Annotated in this window: 17 protein-coding genes and 1 pseudogene; 12 read left to right on the top strand and 6 right to left on the bottom strand. The window is 43.0% G+C overall.

Going from position 1 to position 21,366, the window contains the following annotated elements; translation table 11 throughout:
* Positions 1-21 precede the first annotated feature (21 nt).
* Genes J3369_RS10965 through J3369_RS10955 form a run of 3 tightly spaced genes read left to right on the top strand, consistent with a single transcriptional unit; the run spans position 22 to position 2,187 of the window.
* Positions 22-771, top strand: coding sequence for a DUF2189 domain-containing protein (locus J3369_RS10965; protein WP_303574692.1), 750 nt, complete (start codon positions 22-24; stop codon positions 769-771).
* Positions 764-1,549 (top strand): glucosaminidase domain-containing protein, encoded by a 786-nt coding sequence (locus J3369_RS10960; protein WP_349586689.1) that lies wholly within the window; start codon positions 764-766, stop codon positions 1,547-1,549. Before J3369_RS10965 ends, J3369_RS10960 begins: the two co-directional genes overlap by 8 nt.
* Positions 1,549-2,187: a DUF2987 domain-containing protein gene (locus J3369_RS10955; RefSeq protein ID WP_349586687.1), complete on the top strand. Its 639-nt coding sequence runs from the start codon at positions 1,549-1,551 to the stop codon at positions 2,185-2,187. Before J3369_RS10960 ends, J3369_RS10955 begins: the two co-directional genes overlap by 1 nt.
* A 33-nt stretch (positions 2,188-2,220) precedes the next feature.
* On the opposite strand, the gene rssA is transcribed toward J3369_RS10955, so the two are convergent.
* From rssA to J3369_RS10925, 6 genes and pseudogenes are all read right to left on the bottom strand, one after another.
* A complete protein-coding gene (gene rssA, locus J3369_RS10950; RefSeq protein WP_119501402.1) occupies positions 2,221-3,156 on the bottom strand; it encodes a patatin-like phospholipase RssA in 936 nt (311 codons plus the stop codon).
* A 3-nt stretch (positions 3,157-3,159) separates the two neighbouring features.
* Positions 3,160-3,927 (bottom strand): annotated as a pseudogene (gene ttcA, locus J3369_RS10945) (tRNA 2-thiocytidine(32) synthetase TtcA); the annotation flags it as partial.
* 315 nt (positions 3,928-4,242) lie between these two features.
* Positions 4,243-5,112 carry a tRNA 2-thiocytidine(32) synthetase TtcA gene (gene ttcA, locus J3369_RS10940; RefSeq protein WP_349586684.1) on the bottom strand — a complete coding sequence of 290 codons (870 nt, stop codon included), beginning with the start codon at positions 5,110-5,112 and terminating at the stop codon, positions 4,243-4,245.
* Positions 5,109-5,522 (bottom strand): hypothetical protein, encoded by a 414-nt coding sequence (locus tag J3369_RS10935; RefSeq protein WP_349586682.1) that lies wholly within the window; start codon positions 5,520-5,522, stop codon positions 5,109-5,111. The genes ttcA (J3369_RS10940) and J3369_RS10935 overlap by 4 nt, the downstream gene beginning before the upstream one ends.
* Before the next feature lie 428 nt (positions 5,523-5,950).
* Positions 5,951-7,327, bottom strand: coding sequence for a DEAD/DEAH box helicase (locus tag J3369_RS10930; protein WP_349586679.1), 1,377 nt, complete (start codon positions 7,325-7,327; stop codon positions 5,951-5,953).
* Positions 7,324-7,848, bottom strand: coding sequence for a VspR family transcription factor (locus tag J3369_RS10925; RefSeq protein ID WP_349586677.1), 525 nt, complete (start codon positions 7,846-7,848; stop codon positions 7,324-7,326). Before J3369_RS10925 ends, J3369_RS10930 begins: the two co-directional genes overlap by 4 nt.
* 72 nt (positions 7,849-7,920) lie before the next feature.
* Here J3369_RS10925 and J3369_RS10920 point away from each other — a divergent pair, with 72 nt between their 5' ends.
* The 9 genes from J3369_RS10920 to J3369_RS10880 all read left to right on the top strand — a co-directional run bounded on the left by J3369_RS10920 (position 7,921) and on the right by J3369_RS10880 (position 21,342).
* Positions 7,921-8,187 (top strand): helix-turn-helix domain-containing protein, encoded by a 267-nt coding sequence (locus tag J3369_RS10920; protein WP_349586675.1) that lies wholly within the window; start codon positions 7,921-7,923, stop codon positions 8,185-8,187.
* A gap of 324 nt (positions 8,188-8,511) precedes the next feature.
* Entirely contained in the window at positions 8,512-10,017 is a 1,506-nt protein-coding gene (locus J3369_RS10915; RefSeq protein ID WP_349586673.1) for an SAVED domain-containing protein, read from the top strand.
* Between the two features lie 5 nt (positions 10,018-10,022).
* Positions 10,023-11,162, top strand: coding sequence for an SMODS domain-containing nucleotidyltransferase (locus J3369_RS10910; RefSeq protein WP_195812080.1), 1,140 nt, complete (start codon positions 10,023-10,025; stop codon positions 11,160-11,162).
* On the top strand, positions 11,159-12,961 hold the full coding sequence (locus J3369_RS10905) for a ThiF family adenylyltransferase (protein ID WP_349586671.1): 1,803 nt from the start codon (positions 11,159-11,161) through the stop codon (positions 12,959-12,961). Before J3369_RS10910 ends, J3369_RS10905 begins: the two co-directional genes overlap by 4 nt.
* On the top strand, positions 12,951-13,433 hold the full coding sequence (locus J3369_RS10900) for a Mov34/MPN/PAD-1 family protein (RefSeq protein WP_349586669.1): 483 nt from the start codon (positions 12,951-12,953) through the stop codon (positions 13,431-13,433). The genes J3369_RS10905 and J3369_RS10900 overlap by 11 nt, the downstream gene beginning before the upstream one ends.
* 1,148 nt (positions 13,434-14,581) lie before the next feature.
* Positions 14,582-15,073: a DUF411 domain-containing protein gene (locus tag J3369_RS10895; protein WP_349586667.1), complete on the top strand. Its 492-nt coding sequence runs from the start codon at positions 14,582-14,584 to the stop codon at positions 15,071-15,073.
* Positions 15,070-16,455, top strand: a complete 1,386-nt coding sequence (locus tag J3369_RS10890) for a TolC family protein (RefSeq protein ID WP_349586664.1) — start codon at positions 15,070-15,072, stop codon at positions 16,453-16,455. The genes J3369_RS10895 and J3369_RS10890 overlap by 4 nt, the downstream gene beginning before the upstream one ends.
* Positions 16,455-18,185 carry an efflux RND transporter periplasmic adaptor subunit gene (locus J3369_RS10885; protein WP_349586661.1) on the top strand — a complete coding sequence of 577 codons (1,731 nt, stop codon included), beginning with the start codon at positions 16,455-16,457 and terminating at the stop codon, positions 18,183-18,185. The genes J3369_RS10890 and J3369_RS10885 overlap by 1 nt, the downstream gene beginning before the upstream one ends.
* Positions 18,186-18,201: 16 nt before the next feature.
* Positions 18,202-21,342 (top strand): efflux RND transporter permease subunit, encoded by a 3,141-nt coding sequence (locus tag J3369_RS10880; RefSeq protein WP_119500359.1) that lies wholly within the window; start codon positions 18,202-18,204, stop codon positions 21,340-21,342.
* Positions 21,343-21,366: the final 24 nt, after the last annotated feature.

Genomic DNA, 21,366 nt, shown 5'->3' with positions numbered 1-21,366 from the left:
TTGAATTAAAGAAGTATCTGAGTGCCTGATATGCAACCTGACAACAAAAAAGCCTTGTACAATGACCGTTTTAACCTGCTGAACGGCAAAGGGTTATTTGATTTCAGAAAGCTGGCCTCCACATCAGTAAACCTGCTGAAAAGTAACTTCTGGCCGATTTTTCAGGCGTGCGCGCTTATCATACTGGTCGTGTTTGCGTTTGCCATGGTGATCTCCGGCATTTATCCCATAGAGCAACTTACTGCAATGCCCGCTGAACAACAGGGTATTCTTGATATCGCGATGATCCTGATTGTTGCGCCGTTGTCAGCCGGGTTGTCACTGATGGGAATTAATATCGCCAGGGGTAACAAAATTAAAACCAGTGATGTATTTCGTTATTTATCCTGGGTTTTGCCGCTGGCTCTGGCACAGCTTCTGGTCACAATTCTGGTACAAATAGGGCTGACTGTGCTCATCCTGCCCGGTTTGTACCTCTTCGTAGCCACCACATTTACCTTACCTCTGATTGCAGATAAGAAGCTGGGGGTATTGCAGGCCATCATCACATCCTGCAAAGCAGTGAATCAATTTATACTATCGTTTATTGTTCTTTTTGTTATTTTTCTCGTACTGTTCCTGTTAAGCATTTTTACATTCGGGTTAGCCTTTTTAGTGATTATGCCGCTATATTTCGTGGTGACTGGTATGCTGTATACCACACTGTTTGATACTGCGGAAAATCATCAGGTTAACGAATCAGCGGGGCAGGAGTCGACGTTCGATGCATAAAAGAGAAACCATGAAAATTGTACTGATCACGGTTGCCGTATTACTGGTAATTGTTATCAATGCCTGGATCATGTCCTCACGGGAGCCTGATATTCTGGACATTCCGGTGACAGAACAGGCAAGAAAGCCGGTACCGGACTTCAAAGAGATTGAAAATGTGCAGGATAAGAAGGAAGCTTTCTTCTCGTATCTGAAGCCTGAAGTCGAGAAACAAAACGAATATCTTCTGTCTCTGCGACATTATATTCAAACATTGCAGCGACAGTTATCGTTAGGTGAAACGTTAAGTGAAGACGACACCAACCGCATAGCGTGGCTGGTCAATGAGTACAAAGTGGGCGAAGGCGCAGATTTAACAGATCAACTTCAGGTACTGATGCGCCGTGTAGATATTTTACCGGTATCACTGGTTCTTGCTCAGGCAGCAAATGAATCTGCATGGGGAACCAGCCGCTTTGCTACTGAAGGATATAACTTCTTCGGACTGTGGTGTTTCAGAAAAGGATGCGGTTTTGTCCCGTCACGGCGAAGTGACGGACTCGATCATGAAGTGGCCAGGTTCCCGAATCTGTCGAAAGCCACTTATACCTATATGCGAAACATAAACCGCCACTATGCCTACAAAGAACTGCGCGATATTCGAAATACACTGCGCAGCAATCAGCTTCCTGTTACCGGCGTTGCGCTGGCTGAAGGACTGATGAATTACTCGGAACGCGGGGTCGCTTATGTTGAGGAACTACAGGCGATGATCCGTTATAACAAGGATTATATGTAGTGAAAAAGGCTTTACTGGCAGCAAGCTTTCTTTGTCTGAACATGTTTCAGGTGTCGGCTGAAACCATTCAGGTGGAGTACAGCCGTTTCTATAGTCATGTTAAAAAGCTCGATGGTGAAGATACTCAAGCTCTGCAGTTTGCATTTGGTTTTGTGCGCGTAGGGGAAGGGTATCTGTGTGGTATTAACGATGCGAAAATCATCACAGAAAAACAGGTGATGCCACTCACTGTTTCGCCGGAAAACCGATTCACCGTCCCTGATGACAAGATCCTGAAAATGGCAGAAGCAGTGGTTGAAATTGATTTGGCGGAAGCGGCGAACCTGTGTGATATGTCCGTTCAGCTCGAGACAAAGCCGGCTTATCTTTCCAAAACCTACACGAAAGAAGAACTGGTATTTCTGCTCGGGCAATACAAATCATTCTTCAATGCTATGGGCAGTTTTTTGTCATTCATGATGCCTACTGTCGACGGGCTGAATATACAGTTTGCCGATGATAACATCAGTATGCCTCTTAAAAATGCGCCTTCAATCAATATGGGCATCGTGACGTTACCTGCTGACTGGATAGAACAAAGTAAAGGCCTGACTCTGCCGGATGTGCCATTGAGGATCACAGCTAAAGCCGTGCGCTGAGACGGAGAGCAGAAAAAGTAAAGGAGCCGCTTCCTATGAAGCGGTGCCGATTGTCGTGTTTTCTTCGATATTATCTTCAATAACCAACTGATATTTAATTTCTTCGGCCAGCCGGTTAACTGTTTTTTCCCCTTCCAGACATAATTCACCTGCACGGTGAAATTCCATCAGTCCTACATCTGACAGATGAGGTTCTATCAGTACGTCAGGCGGATCTCCGGCCAGTCTGGAGCGGGTCACGCGGGCTTGCAGTATTTCCAGAGAACTGCTCATGACACTCAGGATCCCGGGCGGTTCCGGTTTGTCGGACCTGGATTCCGGTGAAAACCACTGCCTGACAATATTTGAACCTTTAGAGAAAAAGTCGTCGGTTTTTTTCTGGATTTTTTCATGTTCTGCGGCTGGTCTTTCCAGGCGCTGAGGCTTGAAATCAGCGTTGAGATTCACCGCAATCACAAAATCTGCGCCCAGTTGACGGCAAAGGTTTACAGGTACAGGATTGACGACAGCACCATCCACCAGCCACCGGCCATTATATTCAACCGGACTGAACAGGGCAGGAATTGCGCAGGATGCCTGGATACAATTATCAACGGGCCCCTGGTTGAACATGACTTCGCGGCCGGAGTATAAATCCGTGGCAACCACAGCAAAGGGTTTATTCATCTCTTCAAAAGACGGGGCGCAAAATTCTTCCGCCAGTTTGGTAAACACTTTTTGTCCGCTGGCAATGCCTCCTTTGCGGATGCCAACACCCATTAAAGACAGGATTTGCCATTCTGTTAACGAGCAAGCCCACTCTTTGAGGGGCTCAAGCTTACCACTTGCATAGGCTGCGCCCACATAAGCACCTATCGAGCAACCCGCAACCACATCTATCTTAACGCCCAGACGTTCAAGTGCTTCAATGATGCCAATATGTGTCCAGCCCCTAGCAGCGCCGGCACCGAGTGCGAGTCCGATTTTCATGGTTTATTCCGTCAGATTAACAATTTGAACAGGGGATTGTGCATCATCACTGACCGCACTGGTAAAATCCGGCTTGTCGAAGGCTGTATCACCGTCTTCTACCGGTGCGCCTGTGGCCTTGATCCCTTTAAAATCATACAAATTGCCATCAGCGAGGTGTGATGGGGCAACGTTCTGAATTGCACGGAACATAGACTCAATGCGACCCGGAAAACGCTTATTCCAGTCCTGCAGCATCATTTTAATATTCTGTCTTTGCAGATTCTCCTGAGAACCGCAAAGATTACAGGGGATGATCGGGAACTCAGTGGCGTCAGCGTATTTCTGAATGTCTTTCTCACTGCAATAAGCCAGCGGGCGAATAACAATGTGTTCACCGTTATCACTTACCAGTTTGGGGGGCATGGCTTTTAGCTTTCCGCCATGGAACATGTTCAGAAACAATGTTTCCAGCATATCATCACGATGATGACCGAGGGCTATTTTGGTTGCGCCGAGTTCCTTTGCAGTACGGTACAGGATCCCGCGTCTTAATCTTGAACACAGTGAACAGGTGGTTTTCCCTTCAGGGATTTTATCTTTAACAATGGAATAGGTGTCTTCTTCTACAATTTTGTAGTCAATACCCAGAGAATTCAGGTATTCAGGTAACACATGCTCCGGAAAGCCGGGCTGCTTCTGGTCGAGGTTAACCGCGACGATATCGAAATTGACCGGTGCAATTTTGCGTAAAAATAGCAGGATATCCAGCAAGGTATAGCTGTCTTTGCCTTCTATTAAATAATGTCCCTCGAATTGAAGAGGTGTAGATATTGTAACCCATTGTTTAATATTGCTAAAATATTTAAGTGGAAGGTCGGATGCTTTACACAATATATAGCTTTTGTATACAAACGTTAGTGCAGCCCTCAGATATCTGCTTAATAGCAATGATGAAGCTTTACAAAAATTGACCAAGACTTTGTAAATGTGCCAAATGAAAATTATTAACTCTGTATTTAATAACAGTCCACGATAGGCTGATGTCCAGTCAAAGCCGGGAGCATAAACCAGCTTATTTTGATACTGCATTAGAGAGGTCCTAACTTAAGCTTCATAACTTATTGCTACATCAATAAGGTTTGTGGATGAAATGGTTGGGCCACTGTGCTCATACTCTTGACGAGGTCCCTCTCTAACAATCTTTAAGTCTTCAAAATTGAAAATACTGTTATCGGCCAATTGGCTGGGGCTCACATCACAAATGCTGTTAAATATATTTTCAATTCTTCCGGGGCTTGATCTATCCCAGTCAGTGAGCAACCCTTTAATCATTTTCCTTTGAAGATTTTCTTGTGAACCGCATAAGTTGCAAGGAATAATGGGAAAGCGACAGATTTCAGCATACTTTGCGATGTCTTTTTCGCGACAGTAAGAGAGAGGGCGGATTACTATATTGCGTTTATCGTCACTGAGCAGTTTTGGAGGCATTGCCTTCATCTTTCCATTGTTGAACATGTTAAGGAATAATGTTTCAACAATATCATCCATGTGATGACCCAAAGCAATTTTAGTTGCGCCGATTTCTTCAGCGAAAGTGTATAGAGAACCTCGTCTTAATCTCGAGCAAAGCGAGCAGGTTGTTTTTCCTTCTGGTACCTTTTCTCTAACAATCGAGTAAGTGTCTTTATCTATGATATAGTAATCGATATCCTTTGATTCAAAATAATTTGGCAGAATGTGTTCTGGGAAACCTGGTTGCTTCTGATCAAGGTTTACAGCAACCACCTCGAAGTCAATTGGCGCGACTTTTCTTAGATGAATCAATATATCTAGTAATACGAATGAATCCTTTCCACCACTGACAGCACAAAGTACCTTGTCTCCATGCTCAATCATATTGAAATCTTGAACAGCTTTGCCCGTAAGACCTCTCAATTTTTTTTGTAATTTCTTTTGATTGTTTGAAAGTGTCACAGTTTGTCCTCGGGTCTCTCTGCGATAAGCAAATCTATATTTCCTTTAAAAGCAGGTATTTCTGCAGCATTCTGAAGAATTCGCTGAAGAAACCTTTTTTGTTCATTGATGATTTTATTCCTGATTTCAACATCAGCCTGAAGCTTCTTAACTTGTAAAACTAAATCGACATCTTTTTTTGTAATAGCTTTCTCTATTTGGGGTGTAGCCCCTCTCAAGCTTTTCTTTTTTGTTCTGTAAGCATTATAAATGCCTTTATAGTCTTCAAGTGTCTGCCTGGTTATTTTTAAGCCTAATTCAATCTTTATCTTTTGAGTCAATAGTGCCCAAGTCAGCCTACCTTCCCAGTCCCAAAGCATCTTTTCGATCCTAAACTGCATTTCCTCAGTTATTTTTGGTTTGGCTGGCAATGAAAAAAACTCCTAACAATTCACAAGTAGAGACAGGAACACTGCAATATTGTAAATCCTGTAGATACACCCACTCAAGCTCAAATATTGTCTTTTTGATACAGAAATTTCTGAAACCCAATGAATGTTTCGCGAATAACGGGTTCTATCCAGACTTTACGTATACATCCATAAGGAGGCAAATTATGCCTGTAAGGAGTGTCTATCACCAAACGAAGGAAGCATTCCCCAGAAGTCAAACGCGAAGTGGTGTTACTTGCACAGGAACCTGATGCAAGTAGCCGTCAAATTGCATGGCAACTTAAATACCAGCCTAATCATTCGAAGTAATTTGAGGCAATAAAATGGTCTTTTGCTATCGGCTTATTTGACTTCCCAGCTTTTACTTTCATCGACTTTTTAGAACCTAAAGAGTGTATTGATTAATTTTACAACATGAATATTTTTTTCCGGAAGCGACCAAATGAGTCGATCGTCGATCCATACCATCTAGGGAGAGGGTTGTAGAGAGGATTCTCTTCTATTTCCTTATCTGCGAAGGCTGTTGTTATAATATGTGAGTTGACGCCTCGAGAAGAAGTACCATTTACCATGTTTAATTTTGGAAACTCCGTACTATTTATCTCATTTGTTTCTGAAGTTTTAATGACGGCACAATGTGGTACTTCTTCAGAAACTCGACTTGCAAATTCAAGCAAGCGTGGGTGTGCCAAGGAAATAAAATAGCCCATACCTGTATCATTAGGTTGTGCCCTTAAAACTCGTCCCAATACTTGCCTGAAGTAGAGTTCAGTTGTTACCAATGAAAGATAGCAACAGACCCTTAAGCGGGGAATATTAGTTCCTTCGCTGATCATGCCAATCGATATAATCCATTTTTTTTTACTTCGTTTGAAATTTTGAATTAGTCGTTCAGGCTCACTTTCTTTGTAGGTAACCACTTCGCTATATTCACCCAGTGCAAGAAGCAAAGATTGGATTTTTTTAGCATGAGAAATCGACGCCGCGACAATTAAGCCTCCTGCATCTGAAGCAGTTAGACGTTGTTCGTTTAACCGAACAATCCCACGCTTTAGGATTTGTCGTAACACCTCATCGTGGGAAGTGAATTCTGAGTAAGGTAGGGTGCTATTCTTAAGAAATTTCGTTATCGAATTAAAGTGCTTTTTATTATCATCCTCAATGACAGTAATAAGCTCGTTGTCTAATAGAGTGAGATGTGGAACGCGACAGACGCCATCATTGATGGCTTGCTTTAGGTCATAACTGTGATCAACCTGTATTTGGTTGTTCTCACCCACATAATTCGCCAGCGCGATCGGAATAGTGTCGCTTCTCCAAGGAGTACCAGTTAAAGCAATAGTGTAAATTGCTCTCCCTTGAATATGCTTCAGAATTTTAGCTCCCCAAGCATTGGCATTTTCAATCTGACTACCTGAACAGTGATGTATTTCATCAAAAATTACAAACACTCGGTAGGTACTCAATAAATGCCAAAATGTATCATCCAGATGCCTCATGCTTTGATAAGTAAGTGATGAACCTATTGCGCCTATTCGTCCACAGAAGCGTTTTCCAGTAATGGCTTCAAGCTCAGTTCTGAAGTCATTTGCTACAACAGTCGAAGGAGAAAAGCATAATACGAGATCAATCTTATCTTGCTTTAGGAGGATGTCAGCGAGGGCAGATGCCATGACAGTTTTTCCGGCACCAGGCGTTGCAAGACATAAAAAATGAGAAAAGGGTGACTCAAATTTTTCTAGAGCGGCGTTAATGGCTCTTTGCTGCCAGTTTCTTAGCATCATGACAATCGGGCTTCATGCTCAGCGAGTAAACGTTCAAAGCCCTTTACTTTTCCCAGCATGAGTTTCGCTTGCTCTCTTGTATTCTGATAGTGGGGTTTGACGTACTCTGCAAAATCAGGCATTTCTTGCACCCACTCTGAATACGCTTCTGTCTCACCTACGCTCATCAGCATTTCCGTTTTATAACGTCGTATCTTTTCTTGTAGCTTTGAAACTATGAGGTCACTAGTTTTATTTCCATAGATCTCAGTTCGATGAACCAACTCTGAATCTTCTGAGGACTCAGTACACCAACGAAAAACGATCGCTTTGCCACTCTCTCCCTGAATAGCTGAAATTATTCCTTCCTTTGAAAGTCGTTTTAAGTGCCTATAGACGAACTGCGTGGCATTTTTCTTATTATCAAACTCTTTCGAATATGTTTCGAAAAGATATCTCGTTACGTCAGTTACTGTAAAAGAAGGCAAATCAAGAGATTCGATAAATTTATAAAAATCAATGTTATATAATTTTTTAGGCATAATGTACTTCTCAAATGCTTAGCTCTCGTCTCGAAATTCGCGACAGTCTACTTTGTCTCTATCATCGAGACAATGAAAACGTCAGTATACTCCTCACATTACGATAAGCTCAGGTTGTGGTTAAAAGCACGACGTGAAGAGCAATCTTTGTCTTTGCGAGAGGTCTCGGAAAGATGGGGTAGACACCATTCTATTTTGGGAAAGATTGAACAAGCCCGGCGCAAAATTGAGTTAGTAGAGTTCATCGAGCTATGTGAGATAATCGGTGCTGACCCGCATGTCGGGCTTTCTCTACTCATAACATCGATGAATGAAAAATCGTCGATACATAAACTGTGAATTTTCCCTGAGATCAAACTTCAGTTTGCTTTGCAGCTATCTCTAAATTAAAACGATTGTGATACAAATGTGTTCTTCGGGCACTAAGCGGATATTGAGAAAATGGAAGTCTTACTCCGGTACGAGCGATTAGGTTAAGTGGGCAGTGCGGACTTTTAAGGAGATTTTTCGCTCATAGCTCACATCCGAAACTATTAAATAAATCCCACCAAATTTAGTTGAAACTACTGTCTGTAACATTTATGGCCTGTAATGGTTTTATATTCATAGCTTTATTGAATCCCTGAATTTAAGGTGATAATTTTAAGATTTGGGATTCTTCTTATGGCAAAGGCTGTTGTTGCAGGTTGGCAGGGGCACGACTATCAAGCTAGGGTATTCTGGTATTACGCTTCATTTCTAAAAGATAGGACTAGGTCTGATGTTATAGAAGTGTCGTATGAAGCTGATGCCCCTAAAGCGTTTGATGATGTAGTAGTTAAATATAATCCGCCAAGATCAGGTTACAACCCAGAACGGATTGCTGCAGAGTATTTCCAGATAAAATATCATGTTGTTTCGGGAGGCCGATTTGGTTACGAAAGCCTGATTAATCCCGAATTCATCAACGCGCAGTCCAACTCTTTGCTTCAACGTCTCAAAGAAGCAAAAGTAGTAGCTGATCCAAGTTCTTCTTTTATTCTTGTCACTACCGACACCATCTTAGACGGCGATCCCCTAGGAGAAATTCATAGGAACACTGACGGCTCTTTGGATTTGGATAAGCTTGCGGTTGGCAAAACGGCAAGAAGCAATATGGGCAAAGTTAGGAAGTTGTGGCGCGATCATCTAGGACTTAATAATGATCAAGAACTCTTTGAACTCCTCAGAGGTTTTAGGATTGAGGCGCCAGCAGATTCTCTAGAGCGTCTACGAGAAAATGCTAATATGCGGTTTAAATTTGTCGGGATAACGCCTTGCGAAACCAGCTCAGATTTTCGCTATGACGGTCTGATTCGAACGCTGAAAGGCCAAGGAAAATACCAATTTAATCGTGACCAGTTTGAGAAAATGTGTATAGCTGAAGGACTAATACAATCACGTCCTATTGAAGATTATACCGCTGTTTCTCTCCGTTCATTCAGAGATGGTCCATTTGAAACCTTGGACGCCTCCGAGGAAAATACACTTTCCCTGCTGCATTATTTTGAGGGACGTTTTCCTGTCCTAGGTATCGAATGGGAGAATTCAATTCAGCCTGTCGTTACGGAATTTCTTCATAAAATTAGGCAATCTCAGAGAGGAAAAAAAATCAGGCTTTTTCTTGATGCACACTCATCTATCGCTATGCTAGCAGGAAAGTGCTTTGGCGTTAAATCAAGTGTAATAGTAGAGCTAGTGCAGAAGGGAAGGGGTTCACCATCTATATGGAACGTCGATGATGGAGGCGAAATTCGACTTACAGATGTCGAAATAATAAATATGGAAAGAGGTAGGGACATTGCAATTGTACTCAGTATCACAAGAAATGCTCTTCCGGACGCTCAAGATTACATCGTGTCCGAGTTGCCCGAGGTTGGTCAAATTCTGCATTTCTCCCCGAGAGAGGGGGTTGGTTTGCAATCAATAACGAGCGGCGCTCATGCTTCGAACGTTGCGGAATTTGTAGCAAAAAAGTTTGGAGATGTCCGTGTTCCTGTTGGGGCCAAAGTCCACATCTTTAGTGCTGCGCCTAATGCAGTTAATTTCTTTGTCGGTCAGCAAACAGACTACTTTGGAACCTGTATTTTTTACGAGTTTGACTTTAATCGTCAGGTACATGCCTCATATATTCCTTCGTTCAGGGTATAATTACTATGGAACTTAATGCACAATTTAATGAATTTTTAACAAAAATCAGGCCTACAGATAAACAAAAAGAAGACTGGAAAAATGGGGCCAAAACGCTTCGTACTAGGTTAAATAACTATGAGCCGCTGCGGGATATTGTTGTTTCTACTTTTCTCCAGGGGAGTATTCGTCGTTCAACTGCCATAAAACCATTGAATGATAAGCGTCCCGATGTTGATATTGTTGTTGTTACTAATCTTGACTATGCTCGAACTACACCCAGGGATGCGATGGATCTATTCGAGCCATTTCTCGAAAAATTTTATTCTGGCAAATGGCAGCCACAAGGACGATCTTTTGGCATTACACTTTCTTACGTTGAACTAGATCTCGTTATAACCGCAATACCTGCATCTGGAGAGGAAAAGCTATCGCTTTTGCAGCTCTATCGGTCAGAGTCAGTTCAAACAGTAAATTCATTGGAAGAACAGACCGACTGGCGGCTTAACAAAAATTGGAAGCCAACAGGCTTGTTCGATTCTAGCTCTAACAGCTTACAAGACGCACCAGCATCTGAATGGAAGGCACACCCCTTGTTACTCCCAGACAGAGATGAAAACATTTGGGGAAGAACACATCCTCTAGCCCAGATAAAGTGGACTGCAGAAAAAAACCGTGCTTGTAATGGCCACTATATAAACCTTGTCAGAGCAGTAAAGTGGTGGAAACAGAATAATAACGACAATCTACCTAAATATCCTAAAGGATATCCTCTCGAACATTTAATTGGTAACGCTCTGAACGATGGTACTCCCTCCATGGCAAGTGGTCTGGTTCAACTTATTGATACTTTCTTGAACCGATGGGAACCTTTCTACAATCAAAAAAGAAAACCCTCTCTATCCGATCATGGTGTTCAAGAACATGACGTACTTGCTAGGTTGTCCCTTGAAGACTTTTGTCTATTTTATGAAGGTATAGCCGGGGCTTCTGTAATTGCACATAAAGCACTGGCATCTGAAGATGCAAAAGAAAGTGCAGAACTTTGGCAACAGCTGTTTGGTACATTGTTTCCACTCCCTGGCCCACAAGGGGGAGATCGAAGTGGTGGATTTACAACTCCGACAAAGCCGGCAGAGCCTCAGAAAACTGGACGATTCGCTTGACTAATGTTGTTCAAAGTGTGCCCTATGAATTACAGGAAATCTCTGACTTAATTAATGCAGATCCCAGAACGGAAACCATCAGCTCCTGGGTATTCTCAGAGGGTAAAATATGGTCATTAAAATTTATCGTTCAGCTTTCGGTTCAACCATCTCAATTTATGCCAGTGTTCAGCTCATGGCATCTTGTGATCTGGCAAGAAGGCACTTTCGTCAAAATTGAAATGTATCCGGATAAAAAAGATGGGATATCGGTTACGTTTCAACATCAGGATAGTAACTATAAAGATGAAACTCAGCGACCTTGGACTGCTGGAAAACCATGCCTTGAAAATGCTTTTGCAGTTTTTGGTCGATGTCAATGGTTGGAAGAGCCAGAGGAATTGGCTGATAGAGTACTCTGGCGGCTTAACCGATTACAACAATGGATAGATGCAGCTGCGCTTGAAAATCTTGCTGTCAAGGGTGAACCGTTGGAATTACCAGCCTTTACAGGACACTCTGCATATTCACAGATTGGATTTGCGGAGAAAACAGATGAGCTGAAATTCTGGCAGTCAATGATTGGAAAGTGGGGCTATGCCAGCATTAGTGTTTTACAGGGTACTCTTGATACACGTTATATAAGAGAGTTTTATAATAGTGAAAAGAAGTTAATCCGGAGGTCGGAATGGTCTCCGGCTATGTGTAATAGGCCCAAAATCAAAGATATTATTTGGTTTATGCTACCTGCACTTCCTATTTTGCAACCATGGCAGGCTCCACGAACGTGGATGGAGCTTAACCAATCGTTAAAAAACTTAGGTTTATCTTTCTCAGATTTTCTGGTTGATATTGGTTGTTCATTAAGGAAAGCATATCGCCGTCGTCTTCCAAAAACATTAATGCTCGGATTTCCGCTTCAAGAAAAAGTAGGAGAAGAACCACAGCACATTCACTGGCTGGCGTTACGCCTATCTGGTATTAGTGACAACTCGACGACACGACGTGGATTCCGATCTACCGAACGGAATAGAAGAGAGTGGGACCGTGAGCAATCATTGTCGCGGGAGCCCATCAAATGGGTACGCACACAAAATTGGACTTCTGGCCAACTTAGAACACGTGGAGAAATAAGCGGTGACATTCAAAGCAAGAAAATTCTGATCATTGGCGCGGGTTCGTTAGGAAGTGCAATATCAGAAAACCTTTTACGGATAGGAGTCGTCTCTCTTGGAATTCTTGACTCAGACTACATCCAAGTAGGCAATCTTAGTCGTCATGCTCTAACCATGTCGGCAGTGGGTAGAAACAAAGCAGTGGCTCTTGCCGAACATTTGAATTGCATTTTGCCGGACGCAAACGCGCGTTCGTTTAACTGTGATTTTCCGCCAGAAAGCGAGTTCCTTAGAAATTCTCTGAGCAAGTTTGACGTCGTTGTAGACTGCACAGGAGAAGACAAAGTACTCAAGGCTATGTCTGATTTTGACTGGCAATCTGAGAAAGTCTTTGTGAGTCTGGCTATGACATGGAAAGCGGAAGGTCTTTTCGCTTATGCTGCTAAAGAGACTATATTTCCTGTAATTGATGCTATATCACATTTTAAAAAATGCCCTTCACCTGAAATTGACGTAACCGATGCTAAAATCGAGGGAGTAGGTTGCTGGCATCCGGTATTTCCTGCCCGGGCGGAGGACGTAAATTTATGGGCTGCCATAGGCACAAAATTTATTTGCAGGGTAGTAGGCACATCAAAGAGAACATACGAATATTTTAAGCAAAACCAGGATGGTACTGTAGAGCGGCAAACCCATGAGCATTGAGGATATAACGTTTTCTTGCGCAAGTGCAAAGTCTATAGTCAAACTTAGTGCCACGGCACTGAAACAAATTATTGATGAATGTATCAAAGCTGGGAACAATGAAACCGGCGGTATTTTAATAGGCTCTTACAGTAAAGACGGTTCTACCGCTTTTCTTGTTGAAGCCACTGCGAGACCTGATGATTCCCTCGCTGGGAGAACAACATTTCAACGAGGGATAAACGGGTTGCAATCCTTACTCGATTTGCGCTGGAAAGCGGGCAGATATTACGTTGGCGAGTGGCATTTCCATCCCGGAGGTTCTCCTGAGCCTAGTAGGGTTGATCTAGAATCGATGAGACTAATTTCCCAAGCTCCAAATTATCAATGTCAGGAACCCATAATGATCATTCTGGGCGGTAATCCACCAGTGTCTTATAGGCTAAGTGGCAGCGTTTTCCCTCGCGGAAAAATACCTGTTCGCCTTAATTAAGAATTTGCAAACTTTAGAGTTGCACTTGCTTTTCGTCATTTTAGCTAGTAACTGATCTCTGATCATGGTCATAATCAGACAAGAGAATAGGTGATGACAGCATTAAAGCCCCAAGTTATTTAATAATTTATGAACCTGAAGAAACACCGTGAAAGAATAATTTAATTGCGGGCAGGTGATTACTTGTCTGCTAAATATTGACTTAGTGTGAAATCATCCTGAAATCGCTGCAACTGCTCCACAGTAAATTGAAAGACAAAAAAAACCAATAATTCGTTTTTCGCATAACAATTAATCTGGAAGCACGATTAGGCAACTTTATTCCAACTGCATAATAGAGATAGGCGCCGTATATGTCTGAGATATTTTGACAAAGTACAGGTACCAGTTTTCCGGAGTGAAGGTGCGCAGCGACATTCAGGTTTGCCAGCAACCCAATTCCCATTCCACGTAAAACTGCCTCTGTTATGATAATTTGTGTCTATCTTAATTTCTTAAATTCAATGGCTTATGTAGTGAAAGATTAACTTTGCAAATTCTTTGCATGACGAGCTGGGTTCTGTAATGTACCCATAAGTAGCAATTTCTCTATCACGAATCTAGCCAATCATTATAAACGTTGGTGTTTACGAATCAGTCAAAATGGTCTATATTTTAAAGCTGTTAAGGATAGGCTGATGTATAAATTCCATTCAAAACATATTGTTATTATTGCTTTATTATTTGCCTTCGCCACAAAGGCAATGGCTTTTGGTGCAATGACTTGCAAGCTTATGGATAACGGCCATCATACATACTCGTCGATGAATCATTGCTCTGTAGACGAGTGCATCAAGATGAAGCTTAGCAATGATAAATCTGAGGAAATTAAGGATATCTCATCATGTGAGTGTCCACCTAATGGTTGCACTTCAGGTCCATTCTTGTTCTCGACAGTCAGAATGGTCGATACTGTAACTTCAGATAAAATTACTTTTATTTTCCTATTAAAACAGCCGATCTCAAAGACCTCTTCGCTTTACAGACCACCAATTTTTGCCTGACACGGGATTAGTGCGTCCGCAATTTACACACTACAAATATTACTTCCTGTTTATTAAATAGGTGCATTCACACCTATATTTTCCAGCAATGTCTGGGGGCAAAAAATGTTTAAAAAACGACTTCATAAAGCTGCATTGACGTTGCTGCTTTTTCCTTTGTTTGCAAGTTCTAATGAACACGCTGAGACAAACCAAGTTTTAGAACTATTGGTTTATAAAACACCTACCTGTGGGTGTTGTAAAAAATGGATATCACACATTCCGAATGAGGGCATCCGTGCATATTCAAAGGATTTTCAAATCATCAGCAACATCAAAAGAGAATACGGGATCGCTGCTAAATATCGTTCCTGTCATACGGCAGTTACGAGAGAGGGGGTTGCATTTGAGGGGCACGTTCCAGCGAAATATATAAAACAGTTCATTTCAGAGGATCATCCTGACGCTATAGGATTATCTGTTCCTGCTATGCCAGTTGGTTCCCCCGGTATGGAAATGGGGGATCAATTCATGCCGTATAGCGTTCTCATCCTGTTTAAAGATGGAACAAGCAAAGCGTATGCAGAAGTAAATTCTTTTGAGGAGCAGTTTGAATGAAGCAAGAATTAGCCATTTTGTTGAACCTTTCAATTGCTATAGCTTGTGGCCTCTTATCCTTAAACGTAAGAGCAGAGCAAGTTATATCGCTGGAGCAGGCCATTGCTATTGCACAGCAAAATGATCCCTGGCAGCACGGCAATAAACTTAAGCAAACTGCTTTAGAGGAGCGCAGTATTGCGTCTGGATCGTTACCCGACCCTCAGATATCCCTTGGCTTAGCTAATTTACCGACAGATACATGGAACTTCAACCAAGAGGGTATGACTCAGTTCAAAGTCGGTATATCGCAGATGTTCCCCAGAGGAGACAGTCTGGAAATTAAGCAGGACAGACTAAAAACGGCATCAACTAAGTTTCCCCTTCTACGTGAAGACAGACGCGCAAAAATCAAACAATCAGTTTCTGAGCTTTGGTTTGATGCATATCTTGCACAGCAAACAATCAGGCTGATTGAGAAAGATCGCGGGTTATTTGAGCAAATGGCTGACGTTGTTAAGGCAAGTTACTCAAACGTCGTCGGTAAGATAAGGCAACAGGATGTGATCCGTGCTCAATTAGAAATTGTTCAGCTTGATGACAGATTGACCGCAGAAAAGCAGAAATTTGAATCTGCAATTGCTCGATTAAATGAATGGCTGGTGATCTACAACAGTGACGATTTGAATCAGACCTACGACTTTGATCGTCAGACATCGGCCTTTAGCGTTTCTGAACAGTTGCCACACGTAAAACTGACCACCCCTGCACTTGTTGAAGCTAATAATTACTCGCGCAATGCATTAGCTAATGAGTTATTAGCACACCCAGCAATACTCGCAATCGATGTGGAGCAAGAAGTAGCGGATAAAGGAATATCTCTGACTAAACAGCAGTACAAGCCCCAATGGGGAGTTAATGCGAGTTACGGTTATCGGGACAATATGCAAAGTGGTGAAGGGAGGGCCGATTTATTTTCAGTTGGTGTCACATTTGATTTACCACTATTTACCGAGAATAAGCAAGATAAAGAAGTGGCTGCATCAATAGCGGAGTCTGAAGCGGTTAAAACCGAAAAATTGCTACTAGTTAAAAAGATGCTAAGTGCAATTGATAAGGAGTTGCAACAGCTTAAACGCCTTTCACAAAGGCAATCCATTTATAACGATCTGTTGCTCAAGCAAACTCATGACCAGGCAGAGGCAGCTTTAACAGCCTATACCAACGATGATGGCGATTTTGCGGAAGTAGTGAGATCCAGAATCGCAGAATTGAATGCCAAAATATCATCACTTCAAATTGAAGTGGACACACTCAAAGCTATTACCCGCATTAATTATTTCCTGACCCAATCCACCGGCAATAACCATGTTGGGCGCAACCACCAATTTGGAGAAGAGTAATGTTCTTAAATAAAAAACTTATTGTTGCAACGCTTATTGGCGCGGTATTAGGTGCAGGAGGGCTTAGCTTTTTCAAAAATTATGATGACACCAATCAGAATTCTGCGAATGATTCGGAGCAAAAAAAGCCATTATATTGGGTCGCGCCAATGGATTCCAATTACCGTCGTGATAAACCCGGCAAATCGCCTATGGGTATGGACTTAATCCCGGTTTATGAAGATGCAACATCCAGTGATGATGCTGGCCCCGGTGCAATAAAAATATCCCCGAATGTGGTAAACAATCTTGGTGTTCGCACTGCAAAGGTTGAGATGAAGCCAATGCAGACTGAGATATCAACAGTCGGTTATGTTCAGTACGACGAGGATAAATTAATTCACATTCATCCTCGTGTAGAAGGTTGGATAGAGAGATTGTATGTGAAAGCGGCTGGAGATCCGGTAGAAAAAAATCAACCCTTATACACGCTTTACTCACCTCAGTTAGTCAATGCGCAGGAAGAGTTACTGATAGCACTAAAACGCAATGAAACTTCTTTGATCGCTGCGGCAAAAGAGCGCTTGAAAGCACTACAATTATCCTCTCAATTTATCGCCGAACTGGAGAGGTCACGAAAAGTACAACAGAACATCACCTTTAACTCCCCACAAGCTGGCGTTGTTGATGGTTTAAACATCAGGGAAGGCTTCTATGTTAAACCGGGTACAACTTTATTGAGTATCGGAGTGCTGGATCAAGTGTGGGTTGAAGCTGAAGTTTTTGAGCGTGATGCCGGGTTAGTTCAACAAGGTCTGCCAGTATCAATGAAACTCGACTATTTGCCGGGGAAACAGTGGACAGGAGCTGTTGATTACATCTATCCAACACTCGACAGTAAAAATCGAACCTTACGTGTTCGGCTTAAATTTGACAACGCAGATTATCAACTTAAACCAAACATGTTTGCACAAATCACAATTCATACCAGTCAGGGCGGTAATGCTCTGCTCGTGCCCAAAGAGGCGGTTATCAGAACGGGTAAACAGGATCGTGTAGTGCTGGCGTTGGGTGAAGGCCAGTTCAAGTCTATTGCAGTGACCTTAGGACGAGAAGGTGCAGATAATATCGAAATTCTGAGCGGACTCAATCAAGACGATAAGGTTGTCACCTCTGCACAATTCCTAATTGACTCAGAATCGAGTAAAAGCTCCGATTTTAAACGTATGACTCACGATGAAGTACCCAATTCTATTTGGATGCAAGGTGAAATCAATAGTGTCATGGCAGCTCACCGTATGGTCAATATCACCCACCAAGCTGCTGAAGCTTGGGATTGGCCTGCAATGACAATGGATTTTGACGTTGCTGAAAGTGTCGATATCAAGGCACTTGAAGCCGGACAATCCTTACATTTTGAAGTGAGTAAAAAAAATGGTAACGGGTTTGAGATAACTGGCGTTCATATTATGGATAAGCCTGAAATCCCCTCTGCTACTGTATCGGGTGTGGTTAACGCTATTGATAGAAGAAGCCGTATTTTGAATATAAGTCGCGGCCCTATTGATAAGTGGAATAGAGAGGCTGCAACGATGGATTTCCACGTTGCGGATGATATTGACCTATCCAACATCGCAGCGAGTGATAAGGTGACCTTTACTTTTGAAGTAAGAGATGATCTGACTATCACCAATATCTCCCATGACAACGACGTTCAACAGCATAGCTCTGTTGATCATTCGTCACATTAATTAATGGGAGACAACTATGATCGAATCAATCATTAGATGGTCGATAGGTAATCGCTTCTTTGTCCTTCTGGCCACATTGATTTTAATTGGTTTGGGTCTGTTTTCGTTAAAGAACACCCCTGTCGATGCCATTCCCGATCTGTCTGACGTTCAGGTCATCATAAAAACCAACTATCCCGGTCAAGCACCACAGGTGGTGCAGGATCAGGTGACGTACCCTCTGACGACAGCAATGTTATCCGTACCCGGTGCCGTTACGGTCAGGGGCTATTCATTTTTTGGCGATTCTTTTGTTTATGTGATCTTTGATGAGAGCACAGATCTCTATTGGGCACGAAGCCGGGTATTGGAATACCTTAGTCAGGTTGCACCTTCTCTGCCAGAAAATGCCAGACCCCAGTTAGGTCCTGATGCGACGGGGGTGGGCTGGGTTTACCTATATTCCTTAGTGGACAGAACCGGCCAGCTCGATATAAGTCAATTACGTAGCATTCAGGATTGGTTCCTCAAATACGAATTGCAGACTGTACCCGGTGTATCTGAGGTAGCTGCGGTGGGAGGCATGGTTAAGCAGTATCAGGTTCAGGTCGATCCTGATAAATTGCGAGCCTACGGCATACCGCTAAGTCACATCCAGATGGCATTAAAGCGCGGTAATCAGGAAACTGGTGCATCAGTAGTTGAAATGGCAGAAGCCGAATACATGGTAACCGCCTCTGGTTATATCAAGAATATTTCAGACATTGAATCCATTCCATTGGGAATCAATTCACAAGGTACACCACTAACCATTGGTGATGTGGCGCAAATTACCCTTGGACCACAAATGCGCAGAGGCGTTGCCGAGCTAAACGGTGAGGGTGAAGTCGTTGGTGGTGTGGTGGTAATGCGTTTTGGTGAAAATGCGCAAAAGACTATTGATGGTGTCAAAGCCAAGCTCAAAGAATTGCAAAAAGGTTTGCCTGAAGGGGTTGAAGTTGTCACTGTCTATGATCGTTCAGGTTTGATTGGAGAAGCAGTAGAAAACCTCTGGCATAAATTACTGGAAGAGTTTGTGGTCGTTGCCTTGGTTTGTGTGGTGTTCCTTTTTCATGTGCGGTCTTCACTCGTGGCTATATTCAGCTTACCGGTTGGCATATTAGCGGCATTTATCATCATGCACCTACAGGGCATTAACGCCAATATTATGTCTCTGGGAGGTATTGCTATTGCCATCGGGGCCATGATCGATGGCGCAATTGTTATGATTGAAAACATGCACAAGCATATGGAGAAAACCCCTCTTACTAAAGAAAACCGTTGGCAAATTGTCGCAGAATCCGCCAGCGAAGTCGGACCTGCTTTGTTTTTCTCGCTGCTGATTATTACGGTGTCCTTTATTCCGGTTTTCACACTGGAGGCACAAGAAGGTCGGATGTTTTCCCCCTTAGCCTTTACAAAAACCTACGCTATGGCTGCATCTGCGGCATTGGCCGTTACGCTTGTGCCAGTGTTAATGGGCTATTTCATCAGAGGTAAAGTCCTGCCCGAACATAAAAATCCTATTAATCGGCTGCTCATTGCTGCTTATGTGCCGCTATTGAACTTTGTGCTCAGATTTCCCAAATCAACCATTCTGGTTGCAATTGGGGTCACTGTGATCGGGTTTTGGCCCATAAATAAAATTGGCAGCGAATTTATCCCGCCACTGGATGAGGGGGATCTGATGTATATGCCAACGACATATCCGGGTATTTCGATTGGCAAAGCGAGAGAGCTATTACAGCAAACCGACAAACTGATTAAAACTGTTCCTGAAGTTGAAACTGTGTTTGGTAAAGTAGGCCGCGCTGAAACGGCCACCGATCCTGCACCACTAACTATGATCGAGACCTTTATTCAACTTAAGCCTCGATCTGAATGGCGAGATGGCGTTACAACGGAAAGTCTTAAAAAAGAGTTTGATCAATTAGTTAAATTCCCCGGTGTCACTAATGCATGGGTGATGCCCATCAAAACGCGCATTGATATGCTGGCAACGGGAATTAAAACCCCTGTGGGCATAAAAATAGCAGGAGCTAATCTCGGTACGATTCAGGATATTGGTAAACAACTTGAAACCATACTCGCAGATGTGCCGGGGACGGCATCGGTTTACTCTGAGCGGGTTGCCGGAGGGCGCTATTTAAAAGTCGATATTAACCGTGAAAACGCCGCCCGATACGGACTGAATATTGCTGATGTCCAGCAGGTAGTTGCCTCTGCGATAGGTGGGATGAATGTAACTCAAACCGTCGAAGGGCAGGAACGCTATCCGGTCAACCTGAGGTATCCGCAAGACTACCGGGATTCACCCAAACAATTATCCCGATTACCCATAGTGACACCCAATGGTATGCGCATTGCCTTAGCGGACGTCGCGTCAGTGTACGTAGAAGACGGGCCTCCGGGGATCAAAAGTGAGAATGCCCGGATTAATGGTTGGGTATTTGTCGATATTGATGGTGTCGATATCGGCAGTTATGTACAACAAGCGCAACAAGCTGTAACCGACAAATTAGTATTGCCTGCCGGATACTCATTAAACTGGTCAGGTCAGTATGAATATATGCTTCGGGCAAAAGCGAAACTAACCTACGTTGTGCCTCTGACTCTCGCCATCATTATTATCTTGCTGTATCTGAACTTCAGAAATGTCGCCGAAGTCGCTGTCATTATGGGGACGCTTCCGTTAGCAATGGTGGGCAGCATATGGCTGATGTATCTGCAAGGATTCAATTTCTCGGTTGCTGTTGGAGTCGGTTTTATTGCACTGGCAGGTGTGGCGGTAGAGATAGGCGTCATTATGTTGGTCTATCTCAATCAGTCTATTAACGCACTCAAAGCTCGTTGCCTGGCAGAAAATCGGTCGCCTGACATTGAGGAATTGCGAAAGGCGGTTCTGGATGGGGCAGGCATGCGCGTGCGCCCGGTTATGATGACCGCTGCCGCCATTATCGTTGGTCTTCTACCTATTTTATATGGCACCGGCACCGGCTCTGAGGTTATGAGTCGTATTGCAGCGCCAATGGTTGGCGGAATGGCAAGTGCCGTTGTACTGACGCTACTTGTACTGCCTGCTATTTATTTTCTAATGCGCTTGCCTTCCATCAAGGCACTTCCACAAAAAGGAGATTAAGTGGTCATACTTTAACGTAAACAA

Origin of the sequence: Alteromonas sp. NFXS44, assembly GCF_040148705.1 — a bacterium.
GTDB lineage: Bacteria > Pseudomonadota > Gammaproteobacteria > Enterobacterales > Alteromonadaceae > Alteromonas.
The sequence above is the reverse complement of the archived record's forward strand: the minus strand, read 5'-3'. Positions and strand labels throughout refer to the sequence as shown.